The organism is Brevibacterium sp. SIMBA_078, from assembly GCF_046534565.1.
Lineage (GTDB): Bacteria > Actinomycetota > Actinomycetes > Actinomycetales > Brevibacteriaceae > Brevibacterium.
Genome location: NZ_JAWRYQ010000002.1, coordinates 182,192 through 197,541, shown reverse-complemented (window position 1 = coordinate 197,541; position 15,350 = coordinate 182,192). Strand labels below are relative to the sequence as shown.

Here is a 15,350-nt window from a genome sequence, read left to right as displayed (position 1 = left end):
CGACTGATCGGCCGATCGGCTGTGCCTCCTTCCTGCCCGGAGTTCGGACGTGATAAGCCGTCGGCTCAGACGAGTTCGAACGCCGTTCGCAACCCCTCGACGCAGACGCTCTGGTGGTTCGGCGGTGCCGTGCTCGGTGTCATCCTCGGTGCCGGAGTCTCCGGATTCGCCGCTTTGGCCGAAGCTGCCCTGACGCCTTGCCTCATCGCCCTGCTCTTCCTCACGTTCCTCGACATCCCCTTCGAAACGGGACTACGCGCCGTTCGCGATCTGCCTCTTCTCGCAGTGACGGCGGCCTTGAACTTCCTCATCGTCCCGCTGGTCGTCGCCGGGCTCATCACGGTCTTCGACATTGCTGATCCGCTGCTGCCGGCTGTGCTCATCGTGCTGCTGTGCCCCTGCATCGACTACGTCATCGCATTCACACGCGCTGCGGGAGGCGCCGCCGATCGGCTGCTGATGCTCACTCCCGTGCTCATGATCGCTCAGCTGCTGTTGCTGCCCGTGATGCTGTGGGCGGTCACCGGAGGGCGGCTGAGCATCGATCTGCCTGTTCGCCCGCTTGTCGGCGCACTGGTGCTGTTCATCATCATTCCTCTTACGGCTGCCGTCGTCGTTCGTCGACTTGCCCGCCATACGCCACGACTGGAGCGGCCCCTCGCCGCGAGCGCTCGTCTGATGGATCCGGTCATGACGCTGACCCTGCTCGTCATCACTGCCTCGGTCACCCCGATGATCGCCGGATCCGTCGGACAGTTGGGGACCGTGGCCGTCGTCTTCACCGTCTTCGCCGTCGCGATGACCATGATCGGGTGGGGCGTCACCCGGGCTCTGCACGTCGGTCCGCAGAGATCTCGTGCTGTGATCCTCTCCGCCGTCACGCGCAATTCCCTCGTCATGCTTCCGATCGTGCGGGCGGTCATCGGGGATGGAATCGGCTCTGCAGGGGTCGTGACGCAGACTCTCATCGAGCTGATCGTTCTGATCGTCCTCGTGCGTGTCCTCCCTCGTCTGGTGCCGGCGACTGCCGTGACCGAAAACCGCTAGTAATCGTTCTCCTCGGAGCGGACAATGGATTTATGTTCACCTCCGACCAGTGCTATCAGGCAGTCACTTCCCGTGACCGACGCTTCGATGGAATGTTCTTCACGGCGGTGCGCACCACCGGGATCTTCTGCCGTCCGTCGTGTCCGGCGAGAACTCCGCGCCGGGAGAATGTGGACTTCTTCGTGACCGCCGCGGCTGCGGCAGATGCCGGTTTTCGGGCCTGCCGCCGGTGCCGCCCGGATGCCAGTCCGAATTCGCCGCAGTGGGACACCCGCGGTGACGTCGTGGCCCGAGCCATGCGCCTCATCCGCGATGGTGCCGTCGACCGTGTGGGAGTCGAAACCCTCGCCGCTGAACTCGGCTACAGCACTCGCCAACTCGGGCGCCTCATCCATGCCGAGCTCGGTGCCGGGCCTTTGGCGCTGGCCCGCACCGAACGGGTGCGCACTGCCAGGACGCTCATCGAGGCAACCTCGATGCCGATGAGCGACATCGCCTTCGCCGCCGGCTTCTCCAGTATCCGACAGTTCAACGACACGTTCCGCACGATGTATTCGGTCAGCCCACGACAGCTGCGCAGAGCCGGTGCCGAACATTCGGTGGCCGACGAAGTCGTACTCCGGTTGGCATATCGGCCGCCGTTCGATTTCTCGCATCTGCTCGGGTATCTCGAGGCAAGAGCCGTTGCCGGGATCGAAAACGTCTCGGACGGCGCTTATACCCGCTCGTTGCGGCTGGCTCACGGTCCCGCCGTGATCATGGTGCGGCAAGGGGCCGGGGACTTCGTCGACTGCCGCCTCCGATTGGCGGACACCCGCGACCTCGGCAGCGCTGTCGCACGGGTCCGGCGCCTCCTCGACCTCGACGCCGACCCCGAGGCGATCGCCGATACACTGCGGTCGGCGGGGCTGCGCCGCCTCGTCGACGAACATCCGGGACTTCGTTCGCCGGGCCACAGCGACCCCGTCGAACTGGCCTTGCGCACAGTTCTCGGACAGCAGATCTCCCTGGCCGCCGCTCGGACCCATCTGGAACGCCTTGTCTCAGGCGCAGGAGAATCACTGCCGAAGGAGTTGAGGCTCGAAGGAGTCGACCGAGTCTTTCCCACCGCGGAGGCGATCGCCGCGATACCCGTATCGGACTGGGCTCTGACGGCAAGTCGGATCCGGACGATTCACGCACTGTCGCAGGCGTTGGCCGACGGCAGTGTGGACCTCGGCACCGGCAGCGACCGCGAGGACGCGAGCCGGAGCCTGCTGGCACTGCCCGGAATCGGTCCGTGGAGCAACGGCTATATTCGGATGCGGGCCCTCGGAGATCCCGACGTCTTCATGGGCTCCGACCTAGGCGTGAAGAAGGCCATCGCCGATCTCGATGAGAATTCAGCGGCACCTGCCGATTGGACGCTGGTCGCTATGAACTGCAGTCCCTGGCGCTCCTACCTCACCCACCTCCTGTGGGCACATCACGCCCGCAGCCCGGAACCCTGACAGTCCGACTCCGACCAACGAATGATTCGACCCATCACTCACCGACACGAAGGACACGCAGACATGACCACGTCGACCCCGACCCAACCCGACACCGCACGGAAACCCACCGCCGTCATCGACCTGCCGACCGCCTCGGCACCGGTATATACGACGATCCTCGACACGGACCTGGGACCGGTCCTGCTCACCTCCGACGGAGTCCATCTCACTGGTCTCTATCTGGAGGTCTCCGAATTGATCGATGCTCGACTCGACAGAACGTTCGGAGTCGAACCGACTCCGGAAGACGACCTGGAGATCTTCCACCGCACTGAAGTGCAGCTGGGGGAGTACTTCGCCGGCCGGCGCACAGCATTTGATCTGCCGTTGGCAGTAAAGGGAACGGAATTCCAACGCTCGGTATGGCAGGCGCTGACGCAGATCCCGTACGGAAGCACCGCAGGTTACGGTGAACTGGCCGAGATGCTGGGACGACCCGGTGCGGCCCGTGCTGTGGGGGCCGCCAATGGTAAGAACCCCATCAGCATCATCGTGCCCTGCCACCGAGTCATCGGAGCGGACGGATCCCTGACCGGCTACGCCTGGGGAGAAGAGAAGAAGCGCCAGCTCCTCACCCTAGAGACCCGCCCCTGATTACTACCTGACGGGGGCCAGCAACCTCGCGCCAGGTTGCGGGACCCCCGTCAGGTAGCAAGAAGGGCGGGGATCCTTGTTCGGATCCCCGCCCTTCAGCGGTGGAGGTAAGGGGATTCGAACCCCTGACCTTCTCCATGCCATGGAGACGCGCTACCAACTGCGCCATACCCCCGCTTGCCTGATCAATATTACCCACGTGTGGGTGAGAGACCAAATCAGGGGAGAGTGACGCTCGACACAGCCAGGTATGGCTCACTTCTTCGGCTCAGATGTATGGGCGGACCTGGCTGAGGTAGCGCACGATGTCCCGTTCGCGCAGTTCGCGGACACGCTGCTCACGAGCGTATTCGCGCAGTCGAGCCTGCTGGCGGGCGGCAGACTTTCGACGACGGGTTTCGGTGGTTGGGCCGGGCCGGCGAGCCCAACGGATGAGCTTCATCCCAGTGCTCAGGGCCCAGCGGCGTGGATAGGTGAATGGGAATGTGGTCGACACAATCTGTCCTCTGATTTTCAGGCAGGGAATATCCGCAAATGGGCGGGAGATATCCCCAAAGGGCGTTAGGGAAATGAGAATCGGAAAAATCGGTCTCTTAATAGAGTGCTGTTCAAAAAAAGATGCACAATGCAGATGAGGAGAAATGCATCTGCTGAAATGCGTCAATGACACAGCGCTTTTCGCGAAAGAGAGAATGCAATTCGGAAAACCGCGAACTCAGAACGGAAGAGAGTCGGACAGCTGGGTGTACGGCAGTGCAGCACTCAGCTGAAAGTGACGGCCGATCAGAGTTCGAAGTCAGCGCGTGAAGCGTGAAGAATGCCAGTTCTCAGGCGACCGGTGGCTCAAGAGACAACGGTGGCCGGAAGCCAACCGGTGGAAAAGACGTGAGAGACGGCTGTGTCAGCCGACGAGTCCTTGTCCGCCAATCGGGCAGGCAGCGTATTCATGCCGGGGTGTTCGAAGGTCAGGGCCTGCAAGAAAATTCATCATCGTAACTGCTCTCCTTTCATGGTCGTGGATCTCGTGGGGACGGCGTCAACGTCCGCTATTGTCAAGGTGCAATCAGGGTGGTGTCTGCGAATCCGTAATTGCACTGTCGAATTTAGCACAGCTTTCATTGTGTGTGGGAGTTTTGTTCATTATTTTCTCAGAAATTTTCACTTCGTCTGTTCGGGTGAGAAAGACGGTTCGTGGAAACTGTTGGTCGAAGCGCTGTTTGGGCCGACGTAGAATCAGAGGAGACGTGCATCAGTCGGACGCGCAGCTTGAGGAGTTGAGGATGTCAGAGACCGCCACCACCCGACGTCTGGTCGTCGGATACATCGCCACGGATCGGGGCCGGGACGCGATCTCGCTGGCCATTTCGATCGCGCGGTCCATCGACGTGGAGCTCGTGGTCACCATCGTCCGTCCGGAATCATCGACGATTCTCGCCGGCAGCGCCGTGCCCAAGGACGGGGCCGGGATCGTGGCCCAGCAGATCGACGATTGGCTGGACGAAGCACTGGCACTCATCCCCGATGACATCCGCTCCAGAGGCTGCATCCATATCGCCTCGAACGAATCCAAGGGACTCATGGAGGTCGCCGAGCAGGAAGGCGCACTGGGCATCATCATCGGTGCACGGGCCACCACACTGATGCGCCAACTGCGCATCGGCACAGTCGCTTCGTCGCTGCTGCACTCATCGACGGTGCCCGTTGTGCTCGCCCCGTCGGGCAGATCCGATATCGGTCCGATCTCGCGTGTGACCGCACTCTACGGTGCTCGTCCAGGTGCTTCGTCACTCATCGGAGCGGCCATCGAATCGGCTGTCGGCCTCGGAGTCGATCTCAGGCTGCTGTCCCTGATCGAGAACGACGGACTCTATGATGACGAGGTCGCCGAGATCGCCGAATTCGCCGAACAGTACGGGGGAGCGGTGCTGGCCGACGACGCTTCGGAGATGCTGGCTTCTGGCCGCGCGACAGTGAGAACGAAGGCCGGAGCCGATATCGAAGAGGCCGCCGAGACCATCGACTGGCAGCCCGGTGACCTCGCCTACATCGGATCGAGCCGCTTGGGCCACGGAGGCAAGGTCGCGATCGGTGCGAGGGCTCGCCGCCTGCTGCGTGTCCTGCCCGTTCCGGTCGTGGTCGTGCCCCGACGTGCCGTGAGTCGACTGCACACCGCCGAAACCGACTGAGGTGCGGATACGTCAATCACAGCGGACTGACATCCGGCTGGTCTCCCACAGCACGGCCGCGTGGCTCTATCCGGGTGACCGGCGTCGGCGTCCGCTGCTGATGGTGCACGGCTTCCGTGGGGACCATCATGGAATGGACCTCATCGCCGGCAGCATCACCGACCGCGAGGTGGTCGTGCCCGACCTGCCCGGGTTCGGTCTCACTGCCCCGCTGGATTCGGGCTCGTCGCTCTCGGCCTTCGTCGATCATCTCCTCGCTCTGCGCGCCGAGGTGGGCAGGCAGCGGGGCGTGACACCGATCCTGGTGGGGCACTCCTTCGGATCGATCCTGGTCAGCCACCTAGCAGCCTCCCACCGGGACGTCGTCGACGAGCTCGTGCTCATCAATCCGATTACCAGCCCCGCCCTCGAAGGACCCGCACGCTTCCTCACCGCGGTCACCCGCGCCTACTATGCCCTCGGCGCGCGGCTGCCCGAGCGCGCCGGTCGTGCCCTGCTGAGCAACCCCGTGATCGTCCGCGCCATGAGTGTGGCCATGGCCACGACCGGCGATCCCGGCCTGCGTTCGTACATCCATGATCAGCACGCGCGGCACTTCTCGTCGTTCGCCGACCGCACGTCTCTGTCAGAGGCCTTCGCGACGTCGGTCGCGCACACCGTCACCGAGGTGGCCGACCACTTGTGTATGCCCACGCTCGTCATCGCCGGCGACCAGGACGCCATCGCCCCGATCGGCCCGACCCGCGCGTTTGTGGAGAAGCTCCCCGACGCCGATTTCGTGGAATTGGGCGGGGTGGGCCACCTTGTGCACTATGAGCGCTCGGAGGAAGCCGCCTCGGCGATCATGGATTTCTGTCACCGGCGAGTCGACGGGTGATTCGGCGTGTGACAAGACGAAGGGAAAGCCGGTGAATCGACGAAGGGCCGCTGCGCATCAGCGCAGCGGCCCTTCTCAAGCCGTGTTGGAGATCAGCGTCGGGAGTCGCGTGCCCAGCGGTAGAGGATCGGCACGAGGAATGCGAAGCACGACGCGAGCAGACCACCCCAGAACACCCAGAACTCGGTTCCCTCAGGTGAGGAGAATGAGGCTCCGAAGAGGTAGAGCCCGAACACGAACAGAGCGAAGGCGAAGACGAATACGACGACATCGGCGAACGATGCTGAATTGCGGGTTCTCTTCGGGGCGGCGATATCGGACATGGTCTCCTCCGGCGATGTTTCTGGTGGTCAGCTGACTCTCAGCAACAGTCTACATCGCGTAGAGGACTTTGCTCATCTCCGGTCGTGTTCGGCGCTTCGCTCCGGGACCAGCCAACCGAGCAGAGCCGAGACGATCGAGACGATGATCGCGGCGAAGATGGCGGAGAAGAAGAACGAATCGATGGTGAATTCGAACGGGGTGAACCCGCTGAGCCAACTCGTCAGCGCCAACATGATCGCGTTGATGACGATGGAGAACAGTCCCAGGGTCAGACACGTGATCGGAGCCGAGACGAAGCTGAGGATCGGTTTGATGAAGGCGTTCGCCAATCCGAAGATGAGGCCGATGACGAGGTAGGAGATGATCATCGCCGGAATGGCTCCGGCCTGCTCCTCGACGACCCGGTTCCCTGTGATCGTCACACCCGGCAGGATCCAGGCCGCCACCCAGATCGCACAGGCGTTGACGATGACGCGAGACAAGAAGTTCATAGCCGTCATCCTCGCAGACCGATCTGCGTTCTTTCTGAGTCGCGGATGGGAATGAGGTCCGTGCCATGGTGATCAAACTCAACGTCGCTTGGTGCACTGGCACTCGAATCGGATCGCCAGACACAGTAGCCTGAAGGGGAACCCCTCGGTTCGACTTTCTCAGACCAACAGCGTGCACCTACCGAGTGATTTGATCCAGGTCACCACGGCGGCACGACCTCCCGGACGAGCGGGAGCAGAAACTGGATTGATATGACAGACAGCGACACACCCTCCTCGGCTCGGCGCACCACCGCGCAGCAGTCTTCACCGACTCTGTTCTCGGCCGTCGGGCGCAGCTATTTCCCGATCGCCTTCGTCGCCCGCATGCCTTTCGCCATGATCGTCGTCGGTGTGCTCACCCTCGTTGTGGCCGCACGCGGATCGCTGAGCCTGGGCGGGATCAACTCCGCCATGGTCGGATTGGGCACGGCTCTGTTCGGTTCCTTCATCGGGGCGGCCGCTGATCGTTGGGGTCAGCGCTACGTTCTGCTCATCGCCGGGATCCTCAACTGCCTGGCGCTGACCTTCATGGCATGGGTCGTCTTCAGCCCGCTGCCGGATATCGTCGTGTTCATCGCCGCCTTCGCGATCGGTGCCACCTCACCTCAGGTCGCCCCCATGTCGCGGTCTCGCATCGTCGACATCGTCATGTCCGTGCTGCCCTTGTCGAGGCGGCCGAAGGTGCTCAACGCCACGATGGCCTACGAATCCGCAGCCGATGAGGTCATCTTCGTCTTCGGACCTTTCCTGGTCGGACTCTTGGCGACCTTCTTCACCCCGGTCGCGCCCATCATCGGGGCGATCGTGATGACGCTCGTCTTCGTCTCCGCCTTCGCACTCCACCCGACAGGTCGGGCGCGTTCGACGGGGACGTCGAGCAGCCTCGGCGAGCGTGCTCCGGCCAAGGACATGTTCACCGCTGGTGTCTTCGTCATCATCCTCGGCGTGTTCGGCGTCGGCATGGTGTTCGGTTCCACCCTCACCGCTCTCACCGCGCTGACCAACGACATCGGCCGACCGGAGGAAGCCGGTCTCATCTACGGAGTCATGGGCATCGGCTCTGCGGTGCTGGCGATCTCGGTGGCGCTGTTCCCCTCAGCGTTCGCGCTGTGGGCCCGACTGCTGTGCTTCGCGCCGGCTCTGGTCACGGGCTCGGTCGTCCTCGCGTCGACGGAATCGATGCCGATCATCGTCATGGCTCTGCTGCTCATGGGCACGGGAATCGGGCCGAGCCTCGTCACCCTCTTCAGCCTCGCCGCCGAACGGGGACCGCTCGGACGCTCGGCGACCGTGATGTCGATGGCGGGGTCGGCGATCATCGTCGGCCAATCGGTGTCCTCGGCGATCAACGGAATCCTCGCCGAGGATCAGGGAACGGCCGTGGCGATGGCCGTCCCGGTGGCCGCCTCGGCGATCGTCCTGTGTGCCGGTGTCCTCAATCTGTTCGTCGGGAAGCGCCGCGATCAGAACGCTGTCAAGCCGTCACGGCAGCGCGTAACAGACGGCGAAGAAGAGATCTGAATCACTCCGACTTTCCGCTTTCTGGGACGGCGTGTCCCAGGCATTGCCAGGTGTGACCACGGCAAAACCGAGGAGTATGATTTCCGCTGGTCCATCGTGAAATGCGCCACGGATCGTGGCCTCTCACACCACTACGGAAAGCACACAATGTCTTCAAGCACCTCGACGACCGAGGCCGTCCGCAGCGACACCCGCTTCTTCGGACACCCTCTGCCGCTCATGCAGCTGTTCAGCCTGGAACTGTGGGAGCGATTCTCCTACTACGGGATGAACGGCATCCTCGCGATATACCTCTACTTCAGCGTCACCGACGGCGGCATGGGAATGGAGCAGGGTACGGCCGTGGGCATCGTCGGTGCGTACGGCGGTGCCGTCTTCCTCGCCACGATCCTCGGCGCCTGGATCGCCGACCGCCTCGCTGGAGCGGAGAAGGTCCTCTTCTACTCAGCGATCATCATCATGGCAGGCCACATCTGCCTGGCTCTGATCCCCGGCTTCGGGGGAGTGGCGGTCGGTCTCATCCTCGTCGCGCTCGGCTCGGGCGGTCTCAAGGCGAACGCCTCCGCACTGGTCGGCGAACTCTACGAAGAGAAGGATCCGCGTCGTGACGCCGGCTTCACCATCTTCTATATGGGCGTGAATATCGGTGCCTTGTTCGGACCGCTGATCACAGGTCTGCTGCAGTCGAACATCGGCTTCCACTACGGCTTCGGGGCCGCCGCGATCGGCATGGCCCTTGGTCTCGTCATCTACCTCACCGGTCGCAAGAATCTGCCGCCGGAGTCGCGGGTGGCGGTCAACCCGCTGCCGAAGAACAAGCTCTACCTCTTCGTCGTGGCCGTCGTGGTCGTCGTTCTCCTCGCCGTCATTCTGTGGATGACGAAGGTCGTCAACCCCGAGAACCTCGATTGGTGGATCGCCGGCATCTCTGCCGGTGCGGCCGCCTGCTACTTCATCGTTATGTACACCTCACGGCAGACGAAAGGCGACGAGCGCTCCCGCGTCCTCGCCTATATCCCATTCTTCATCACCGTCGTCATCTTCTGGTCGATGTACCAGCAGATCTTCGGCGTGCTGACCGTCTACTCGGATACCCAGCTCAACCGTTCGATCTTCGGTTGGGAGATGCCGATCAACTGGATCCAGCTGATCCCTGCGTTCTTCGTCATCGTCTTCGCCCCACTGTTCGCGACCATGTGGATGAAGCTCGGACCCAAGCAGATCTCGACACCTGTCAAGGCCGGACTGTCTCTCGTGCTCATCGGCATCGGCTTCCTCATGTTCCTGCCCTTCGCTGAGGCCGGGCAAAATGAGACCCCGCTGCTGTGGGTATGTCTGACCCTCGCCGTGTTCGTCTTCGGTGAGCTGCTCATCTCGCCGGTGGGACTCTCGTTCTCCACGAAGGTCGCACCGAAGGTCTTCCAGTCGCAGATGATCGCCGTGTTCTTCCTCGCCTCGGGTGTCGGTACGGCCCTGTCCGGTGTGCTCGGCGGGTACTTCGACACCGCTAACCAGACACCCTACTGGCTGTCGATCGGCGGATCGTCGGTCGTGCTCGGTCTGCTTGCGCTGACGCTGACGAAGCCGATGCTGGGGCTGCTGCGCGGAATCCGCTGATTCAGTCGCTGCGCGCATAGTCAGTGCAGCCCGAGGGCCCCTGTGAGTCACAGACTCGCAGGGGCCTTCGGCGTTGCCTGCGGCATCTCTCACCCGCAGTGTCGTTTCAGAGCGTTGCAGCACGAGGGTGTGGCCCGACGGGTGATGGATGCCGGAGCAACGGTGTGAATTGCTGAGGGTGGGAGGGCGTGCGGTCGAGGGGAGGAAACGCGACCGACGGGAGGGCGTGACGCTGGCTGGAGTGCGTGACGCTGGCTGGGTGAATCGCAAGCACAGCGCGGCACAGCCTCAGCGAGCGCGTGGGACGTGACCCCTGGGTCAGACGCCGATGAAGATGGGCAGCGCGTCAGGGTGGTGGGCGTGGACGATCGTGAGGAACACGAGCGCGTCGAAGAGCAGATGCACCGTGACCGTGTAGGGCAGTGACTTCGTGCGGGTGAAGATGAAGGCCTGCACGAGTGCGAAGGGGATCGTCAGCAGCGGTCCGATCGACCGGTAGCCGAGTTCCCAGAGGAACGACACGAAGATGATCGTGGTGAATACGTTCGCAGTCCAGAACGAGAAGTGTTTGCGCAAGAGGGCGAAGACCGTGCAGATGAAGAACAGTTCGTCCCAGATGCCCACGGCGTTGACCCCGAAGAACAGCCGGATAATCTCCGACCAGTTCGTCAGCGGGGGCCAGTTGAGGTAGACCCCGGTGCGCATGAAGTACTGCGGCAGCACTGCCCAAGCGACCACAACGACGAAGACCAGCCAGGCCCACTCCAGCCGCGACCAGGGCTGGCCGCGACGCAGCGGAAACTGGATCGTCTTGTCATCGAACACATAACGAGTCACGAGCCAAGGGCCGATGACGACGGCGGAGAGCACAACGCCCATGCGTGCGATGTTCGACCACGAGATATCGGCTTCGACCGATATCGCCGAGATGAGAGCGAGACACGCGGCGATGATGCTGAGGTCTCTGGCGAACCTCCGATTGACACTCCACGCGATGATCAGGGCCGCGAGCATCGGAGCGTATCCGAAGGCGCGGACCTGCGGAAACGTCGTTCCGACGCCGAAGAGCACAACCGCCGAGACCGCCAGCAAGGCAGCCGCAGCGGCCTCCCAGCTGAGCGGTTTCAACTGTGAGGATTCGATGGTTACTGCTCGGTCAGTGTCCACGCTCCACACTGTAGACGAACCCGGACCGAGCCGCACCGGATCTTCAGCCAGTGGCGCACCGGATCATCGCGCTTGGCCGTGACGAATCGCAAGTAGGATCGGAGCGAGGGAAGGACATCATTGGACCCAGAGGAGTACTGCGAGCTCATCGCCGCACTGGCACCGAACCTGCACACCGAAACGACGCCGGTACGCAGTGCTCTCGGGCGCACCAGGGCAACGGATATCACAGCTCCACGATCGGTGCCCGGCTTCGCCGCCTCGGCGATGGATGGGTTCGCCCTCGACGGAGATGCCCTCAACTCCGCCCGCGACGGCAAGTCCATTCGAGTCGTCGGCGACACTCCCGCCGGACATCCCGCCGTCACTCTGCAGACGGGATGCGCGGTGCGCGTAATGACGGGCGCTCCCGTTCCCACCGACGCCGAGGCGGTCGTCCCCGTCGAGCTCACCGATGCTCAGCAGACCGGGCCGGCGCCCGACGCCATCAGAATCGATTCCCTGCCCGAGACAGTGCCTGCGCAGTGGAATATCCGCGCGATCGGCGAGGACATGAGCCGGGGCGACATCGTCCTTACCGCGGGGCAGCGGATCACCTCGGCCGGAGTCGGCGTGCTGGCGATGCTCGGCGTCACCGAGATCGACGTGGTCCGGAGGCCCCGCATCGGTCTGATCGTCACCGGAGACGAAATCCAGGGCACCGACCAGACAGGCGAGAGCCGCACCGAGGCGGCCACCGCCGCGATCTTCAACTCGAACCTGCCGATGCTCGCCGCCGCCGTCCGCGGCTTCGGTGCCGACCCCGTCGAAGTCACGTGCAGCGACGACGCCGACGAGCTGCGCGGTGTGCTCACGACGATGAGCACCGAGGCCGACCTCGTGGTGACGACCGGAGGTATCAGCGCCGGTGCCTTCGAAGTCGTCCGTCAGGTCCTGGAACCCGACCATTCGACATTCCGCCGACTGGCTATGCGACCCGGATCGCCACAGGGATTCGGGTTCTACGGCACTCTGCCGCTCATTCATCTGCCCGGCACTCCACAGGGAGCTTTCGTCGCCTTCCACCTCTTCGTCGGCTCGCTGCTGACAGGGAAGCTTCTGCGGCAGAGATGGAGGAAGGGAATTCTCGCAGGCCCCGACCTGCGACCACACGGAAACGCCGTCACGTTCCGTCCCGGCACCTTCACCGAATCGGGGGAGATCCTCCCCGCCGACCGGGCCAAGCTTCCGAACTTCGCCACGGCCGATGTGATCATCAGAATCCCTGCCGGCACCGATGCCCCGCGTGGTTCAGCAGAATTGTGCGCAGGCACGGCGGTCGACTACCTCGAGTGCTGATGCCGTCCGCCCTGTCGGATTAGGATGGGGCCATGTCCACTTCACCCCTCGGCCCTGCCGACCGGACCCGCTACGCACGGCAGATCCGGCTGTCCGGATTCGGTGAGAGCGCGCAGGCGTCGCTGCTCGACTCGCAGGTGCTCGTCATCGGTGCCGGGGGACTCGGTGCCCCGATTCTCAGCTACCTCGCGGCCGTGGGCATCGGCACGATCACCGTGGTCGACCCCGATATCGTCGAACTGAGCAATCTGCATCGACAGGTCATCCACACCGAGGCGGCCATCGGCACTCGTAAGATCGATTCCGCTCAGCAGCGGATGAACGGGATCAATTCGTCGATCGAGGTCCGCACGATTCCGCAGCTGCTCACTCCGGACAACGCTCTCGAACTCTTCGCAGGCGTCGACATCGTCGTCGACGGCAGCGACAACTTCGCCACCCGCTACCTTGCCAATGATGCCTGTGAGATTCTCGGAATCCCGCTCGTCTGGGGAACGATCCTCGGCTTCGACGGCCAGGTCGCCGTCTTCGATGCCGAACGCGGCGCCACCCTGCGCGACCTCTACCCTGAGGTTCCCGCTCCGGGCAGTGTGCCCGACTGCTCGGTCGCCGGAGTCCTCGGGCCCCTGTGCGGAAGCATCGGATCCGCCATGGCGATGGAGGCCATCAAGGTGCTCACCGGCATCGGGACACCGCTGATCAACAGCGTGGCGATCCACAGCAGCCTCGACGCGGGCTGGGAGACGGTCCCGGTCCGGCCGATCCCCGGCAGGCCTCCGGTCACTGACCTCGAGCAGCATCGCGGCGACTATGCCCAGCACACGTTCGACTCTCTGAGCACCGACGGCGACACGGCAGAGAGTGCAAAAGGCTCGACCACAGGGGAGGACCGTCTCGGGCCGGCCACCGTCACCTGGGCGGAGGTCGAGTCCGGCTCCATCCTCGTCGACATCCGCGATGACTATGAGGTCGCCTCGGGGATGGTCCCCGGTGCCATTCACATTCCGATGGACGAGCTGCTCGACGATCCCAGCCGCCTGCCGACTGCCAACACAACAGACACGCCCGCCATTTCTGACGCTGCCCCCGCACGGCCGCACGGGATCGCACTGTACTGCCGGTCGGGAGTGCGCTCGGCGAAGACCGCTGCGCAGCTGCGTTCACATGGCATGGCAGTGACGTCGGTCAACGGTGGATATCTCGCCTATCTGTCGCAGCCGGCTCCACAGCAGAGCTGACGAGGCTTCAGCCGATCTCGCCGATCAGGGCCTCACCCGCCGGCGAACGGGGGGAGGACATCGACGGTGTCACCGTCGGACAGTTTCGCGGACCGATCGGTGGCGGCCACGGAATTGACGAGGAAGCTCGAGCGCGACAGCACGGTCGCGGCTTGGGGGTCGGCCGCCTCGGCGAGGGTCGTGACGAGCTCATCGACGGACCCGGCATGGATCTGTGATTCGCGGGCCCCGAAGGCCTCCCGGGCTGCGGCGAAGAACCGAACGGTGATGGTGGGCACTTATCCTCCGATGGCGCTCATGGGTCGTTGCGGCTGCTCGAACGAATCCGTGTCCATCCCATGACCGGCGAGCTTCTTCCAGTGCGCACCCTTCCACAGGTTAGCGATCGATTCGTCGGAGGCACCATCGCGCATCGCGGTGAGCAGATCGACCTCGGTGCGGGAGAACAGGCAGGTGCGCACACGTCCTTCCGCGGTCAGCCGGGTGCGAGTGCAGTCGGCGCAGAAGGGACGCGTGACCGAAGCGATGATGCCGACGGTGCCGAGGATCGTATCGGGACGGCGTCGATCGGCGACGAGGAACTTCTCGGCCGGGGCGCCGTTGCGCGGGGCCGAATCCGGGGTGAGGACGAATCGGGGTTCGAGGAGGGCGAAGATGTCGGCGGCGGTGATCATCGACGTCCGCTCCCAGGAATGTCCGGCGTCCAGGGGCATCTGTTCGATGAACCGCAGGCTCAGATCCTGTTCGAGGCACCACTGCAGCAGATCAGGCGCCTGTGCATCGTTGACTCCCGGCAGCAGCACGGCGTTGATCTTCACAGGCTCGAGGCCGGCGGCTTTCGCCCCGTCGATGCCTTCGAGCACCCGCTTGAGGAACGGGCGCCGGGTCATGGTGGTGAAGGTCTCCGGATCGATCGTGTCGAGAGAGACGTTGATGCGATCCAGTCCCGCCTCTTTCAGCCCAGCGGCGCGTTTGTCCAGACCGATCGCGTTGGTCGTCAGGGCGATGTTCGGTCGCGGTTCCAGTGCCGCGACGCCGGCGATGATCTCGTTGATGTCCTTGCGGGTCAGGGGTTCGCCGCCGGTGAACCGGACCTGGTCGACGCCGAACTTCTCCACGGCAATGCGGACGAAGCGCACGATCTCGTCACCGGACATTGCCGAGTCGCGGGACATGAATTCGACGCCCTCTTCCGGCATGCAGTAGGTGCAACGCAGATTGCAGAAGTCCGTGAGGGAGATGCGGAGGTCCCGAGCCCGCCGGTCGAAGGTGTCGAGCAGCGAGTCCTCCTTATGGGCGGTGAACTCCTCGCCCGGGTCGACCGTCGGAGTTCTCAGCACCGGCATGGGCAGGCCGATCTTCTCCATTGCGTCATC

At 63.7% G+C, this 15,350-nt stretch carries 15 protein-coding genes and 1 tRNA gene; 9 read left to right on the top strand and 7 right to left on the bottom strand.

Features of this window, described 5'->3' with window-relative positions; genetic code table 11:
* Window positions 1-21: 21 nt before the first annotated feature.
* From SB749_RS09220 to SB749_RS09210, 3 genes are all read left to right on the top strand, one after another.
* A complete protein-coding gene (locus tag SB749_RS09220) occupies window positions 22-1,047 on the top strand; it encodes an arsenic resistance protein (RefSeq protein WP_410710087.1) in 1,026 nt (341 codons plus the stop codon).
* Between the two features lie 32 nt (window positions 1,048-1,079).
* The gene (locus tag SB749_RS09215) at window positions 1,080-2,537 is read left to right on the top strand and encodes an AlkA N-terminal domain-containing protein (RefSeq protein ID WP_410710086.1); all 1,458 of its coding nucleotides are present in this window, start codon (window positions 1,080-1,082) and stop codon (window positions 2,535-2,537) included.
* Window positions 2,538-2,600: 63 nt separating this feature from the next.
* Window positions 2,601-3,173 (top strand): methylated-DNA--[protein]-cysteine S-methyltransferase, encoded by a 573-nt coding sequence (locus SB749_RS09210; protein ID WP_410710085.1) that lies wholly within the window; start codon window positions 2,601-2,603, stop codon window positions 3,171-3,173.
* A 102-nt stretch (window positions 3,174-3,275) separates the two neighbouring features.
* Here SB749_RS09210 and SB749_RS09205 read toward each other — a convergent pair.
* Window positions 3,276-3,348, bottom strand: a tRNA-Ala gene (locus SB749_RS09205).
* A 93-nt stretch (window positions 3,349-3,441) separates the two neighbouring features.
* Window positions 3,442-3,669: a hypothetical protein gene (locus SB749_RS09200; protein WP_157070552.1), complete on the bottom strand. Its 228-nt coding sequence runs from the start codon at window positions 3,667-3,669 to the stop codon at window positions 3,442-3,444.
* 784 nt (window positions 3,670-4,453) lie between these two features.
* Between SB749_RS09200 and SB749_RS09195 the strand changes: the two genes are divergently transcribed.
* Both SB749_RS09195 and SB749_RS09190 read left to right on the top strand, forming a co-directional pair.
* On the top strand, window positions 4,454-5,359 hold the full coding sequence (locus SB749_RS09195; RefSeq protein ID WP_410710084.1) for a universal stress protein: 906 nt from the start codon (window positions 4,454-4,456) through the stop codon (window positions 5,357-5,359).
* A gap of 1 nt (window position 5,360) precedes the next feature.
* Complete coding sequence (locus SB749_RS09190; RefSeq protein ID WP_410710083.1) at window positions 5,361-6,236, top strand: alpha/beta fold hydrolase; 876 nt, start codon at window positions 5,361-5,363, stop codon at window positions 6,234-6,236.
* A gap of 92 nt (window positions 6,237-6,328) precedes the next feature.
* On the opposite strand, the gene SB749_RS09185 is transcribed toward SB749_RS09190, so the two are convergent.
* Both SB749_RS09185 and SB749_RS09180 read right to left on the bottom strand, forming a co-directional pair.
* Entirely contained in the window at window positions 6,329-6,559 is a 231-nt protein-coding gene (locus SB749_RS09185; RefSeq protein WP_169252172.1) for a hypothetical protein, read from the bottom strand.
* A gap of 72 nt (window positions 6,560-6,631) precedes the next feature.
* Window positions 6,632-7,051 (bottom strand): phage holin family protein, encoded by a 420-nt coding sequence (locus tag SB749_RS09180; RefSeq protein ID WP_039210811.1) that lies wholly within the window; start codon window positions 7,049-7,051, stop codon window positions 6,632-6,634.
* 252 nt (window positions 7,052-7,303) lie between these two features.
* Here SB749_RS09180 and SB749_RS09175 point away from each other — a divergent pair, with 252 nt between their 5' ends.
* Both SB749_RS09175 and SB749_RS09170 read left to right on the top strand, forming a co-directional pair.
* Entirely contained in the window at window positions 7,304-8,614 is a 1,311-nt protein-coding gene (locus SB749_RS09175) for an MFS transporter (RefSeq protein ID WP_410710082.1), read from the top strand.
* 147 nt (window positions 8,615-8,761) lie between these two features.
* Entirely contained in the window at window positions 8,762-10,231 is a 1,470-nt protein-coding gene (locus SB749_RS09170) for a peptide MFS transporter (RefSeq protein ID WP_410710081.1), read from the top strand.
* A 318-nt stretch (window positions 10,232-10,549) separates the two neighbouring features.
* Here SB749_RS09170 and SB749_RS09165 read toward each other — a convergent pair whose 3' ends face one another.
* The gene (locus tag SB749_RS09165; RefSeq protein WP_410710080.1) at window positions 10,550-11,407 is read right to left on the bottom strand and encodes a CPBP family intramembrane glutamic endopeptidase; all 858 of its coding nucleotides are present in this window, start codon (window positions 11,405-11,407) and stop codon (window positions 10,550-10,552) included.
* 111 nt (window positions 11,408-11,518) lie between these two features.
* On the opposite strand from SB749_RS09165, the gene SB749_RS09160 reads away from it, so the two are divergent.
* Together SB749_RS09160 and SB749_RS09155 are read left to right on the top strand one after the other, a co-directional pair.
* Window positions 11,519-12,736: a molybdopterin molybdotransferase MoeA gene (locus SB749_RS09160; protein WP_410710079.1), complete on the top strand. Its 1,218-nt coding sequence runs from the start codon at window positions 11,519-11,521 to the stop codon at window positions 12,734-12,736.
* A gap of 32 nt (window positions 12,737-12,768) precedes the next feature.
* Window positions 12,769-13,974: a ThiF family adenylyltransferase gene (locus tag SB749_RS09155; protein WP_410710078.1), complete on the top strand. Its 1,206-nt coding sequence runs from the start codon at window positions 12,769-12,771 to the stop codon at window positions 13,972-13,974.
* A gap of 32 nt (window positions 13,975-14,006) precedes the next feature.
* Here SB749_RS09155 and SB749_RS09150 read toward each other — a convergent pair whose 3' ends face one another.
* Together SB749_RS09150 and moaA are read right to left on the bottom strand one after the other, a co-directional pair.
* Window positions 14,007-14,252 carry a MoaD/ThiS family protein gene (locus tag SB749_RS09150; RefSeq protein WP_410710077.1) on the bottom strand — a complete coding sequence of 82 codons (246 nt, stop codon included), beginning with the start codon at window positions 14,250-14,252 and terminating at the stop codon, window positions 14,007-14,009.
* Window positions 14,253-15,341: a GTP 3',8-cyclase MoaA gene (moaA, locus tag SB749_RS09145; RefSeq protein ID WP_410710076.1), complete on the bottom strand. Its 1,089-nt coding sequence runs from the start codon at window positions 15,339-15,341 to the stop codon at window positions 14,253-14,255.
* Between the last annotated feature and the right edge of the window lie 9 nt (window positions 15,342-15,350).

Excerpts from the sequence above, each read along its gene's own strand:
- SB749_RS09180 (WP_039210811.1), bottom strand. The coding sequence starts at position 7,051 with ATGAACTTCTTGTCTCGCGTCATCGTCAACGCCTGTGCGATCTGGGTG.
- SB749_RS09170 (WP_410710081.1), top strand. The coding sequence starts at position 8,762 with ATGTCTTCAAGCACCTCGACGACCGAGGCCGTCCGCAGCGACACCCGC.
- SB749_RS09210 (WP_410710085.1), top strand. The coding sequence starts at position 2,601 with ATGACCACGTCGACCCCGACCCAACCCGACACCGCACGGAAACCCACC.
- SB749_RS09185 (WP_169252172.1), bottom strand. The coding sequence starts at position 6,559 with ATGTCCGATATCGCCGCCCCGAAGAGAACCCGCAATTCAGCATCGTTC.
- SB749_RS09155 (WP_410710078.1), top strand. The coding sequence starts at position 12,769 with ATGTCCACTTCACCCCTCGGCCCTGCCGACCGGACCCGCTACGCACGG.
- SB749_RS09195 (WP_410710084.1), top strand. The coding sequence starts at position 4,454 with ATGTCAGAGACCGCCACCACCCGACGTCTGGTCGTCGGATACATCGCC.
- SB749_RS09215 (WP_410710086.1), top strand. The coding sequence starts at position 1,080 with ATGTTCACCTCCGACCAGTGCTATCAGGCAGTCACTTCCCGTGACCGA.
- SB749_RS09175 (WP_410710082.1), top strand. The coding sequence starts at position 7,304 with ATGACAGACAGCGACACACCCTCCTCGGCTCGGCGCACCACCGCGCAG.
- moaA (WP_410710076.1), bottom strand. The coding sequence starts at position 15,341 with ATGGAGAAGATCGGCCTGCCCATGCCGGTGCTGAGAACTCCGACGGTC.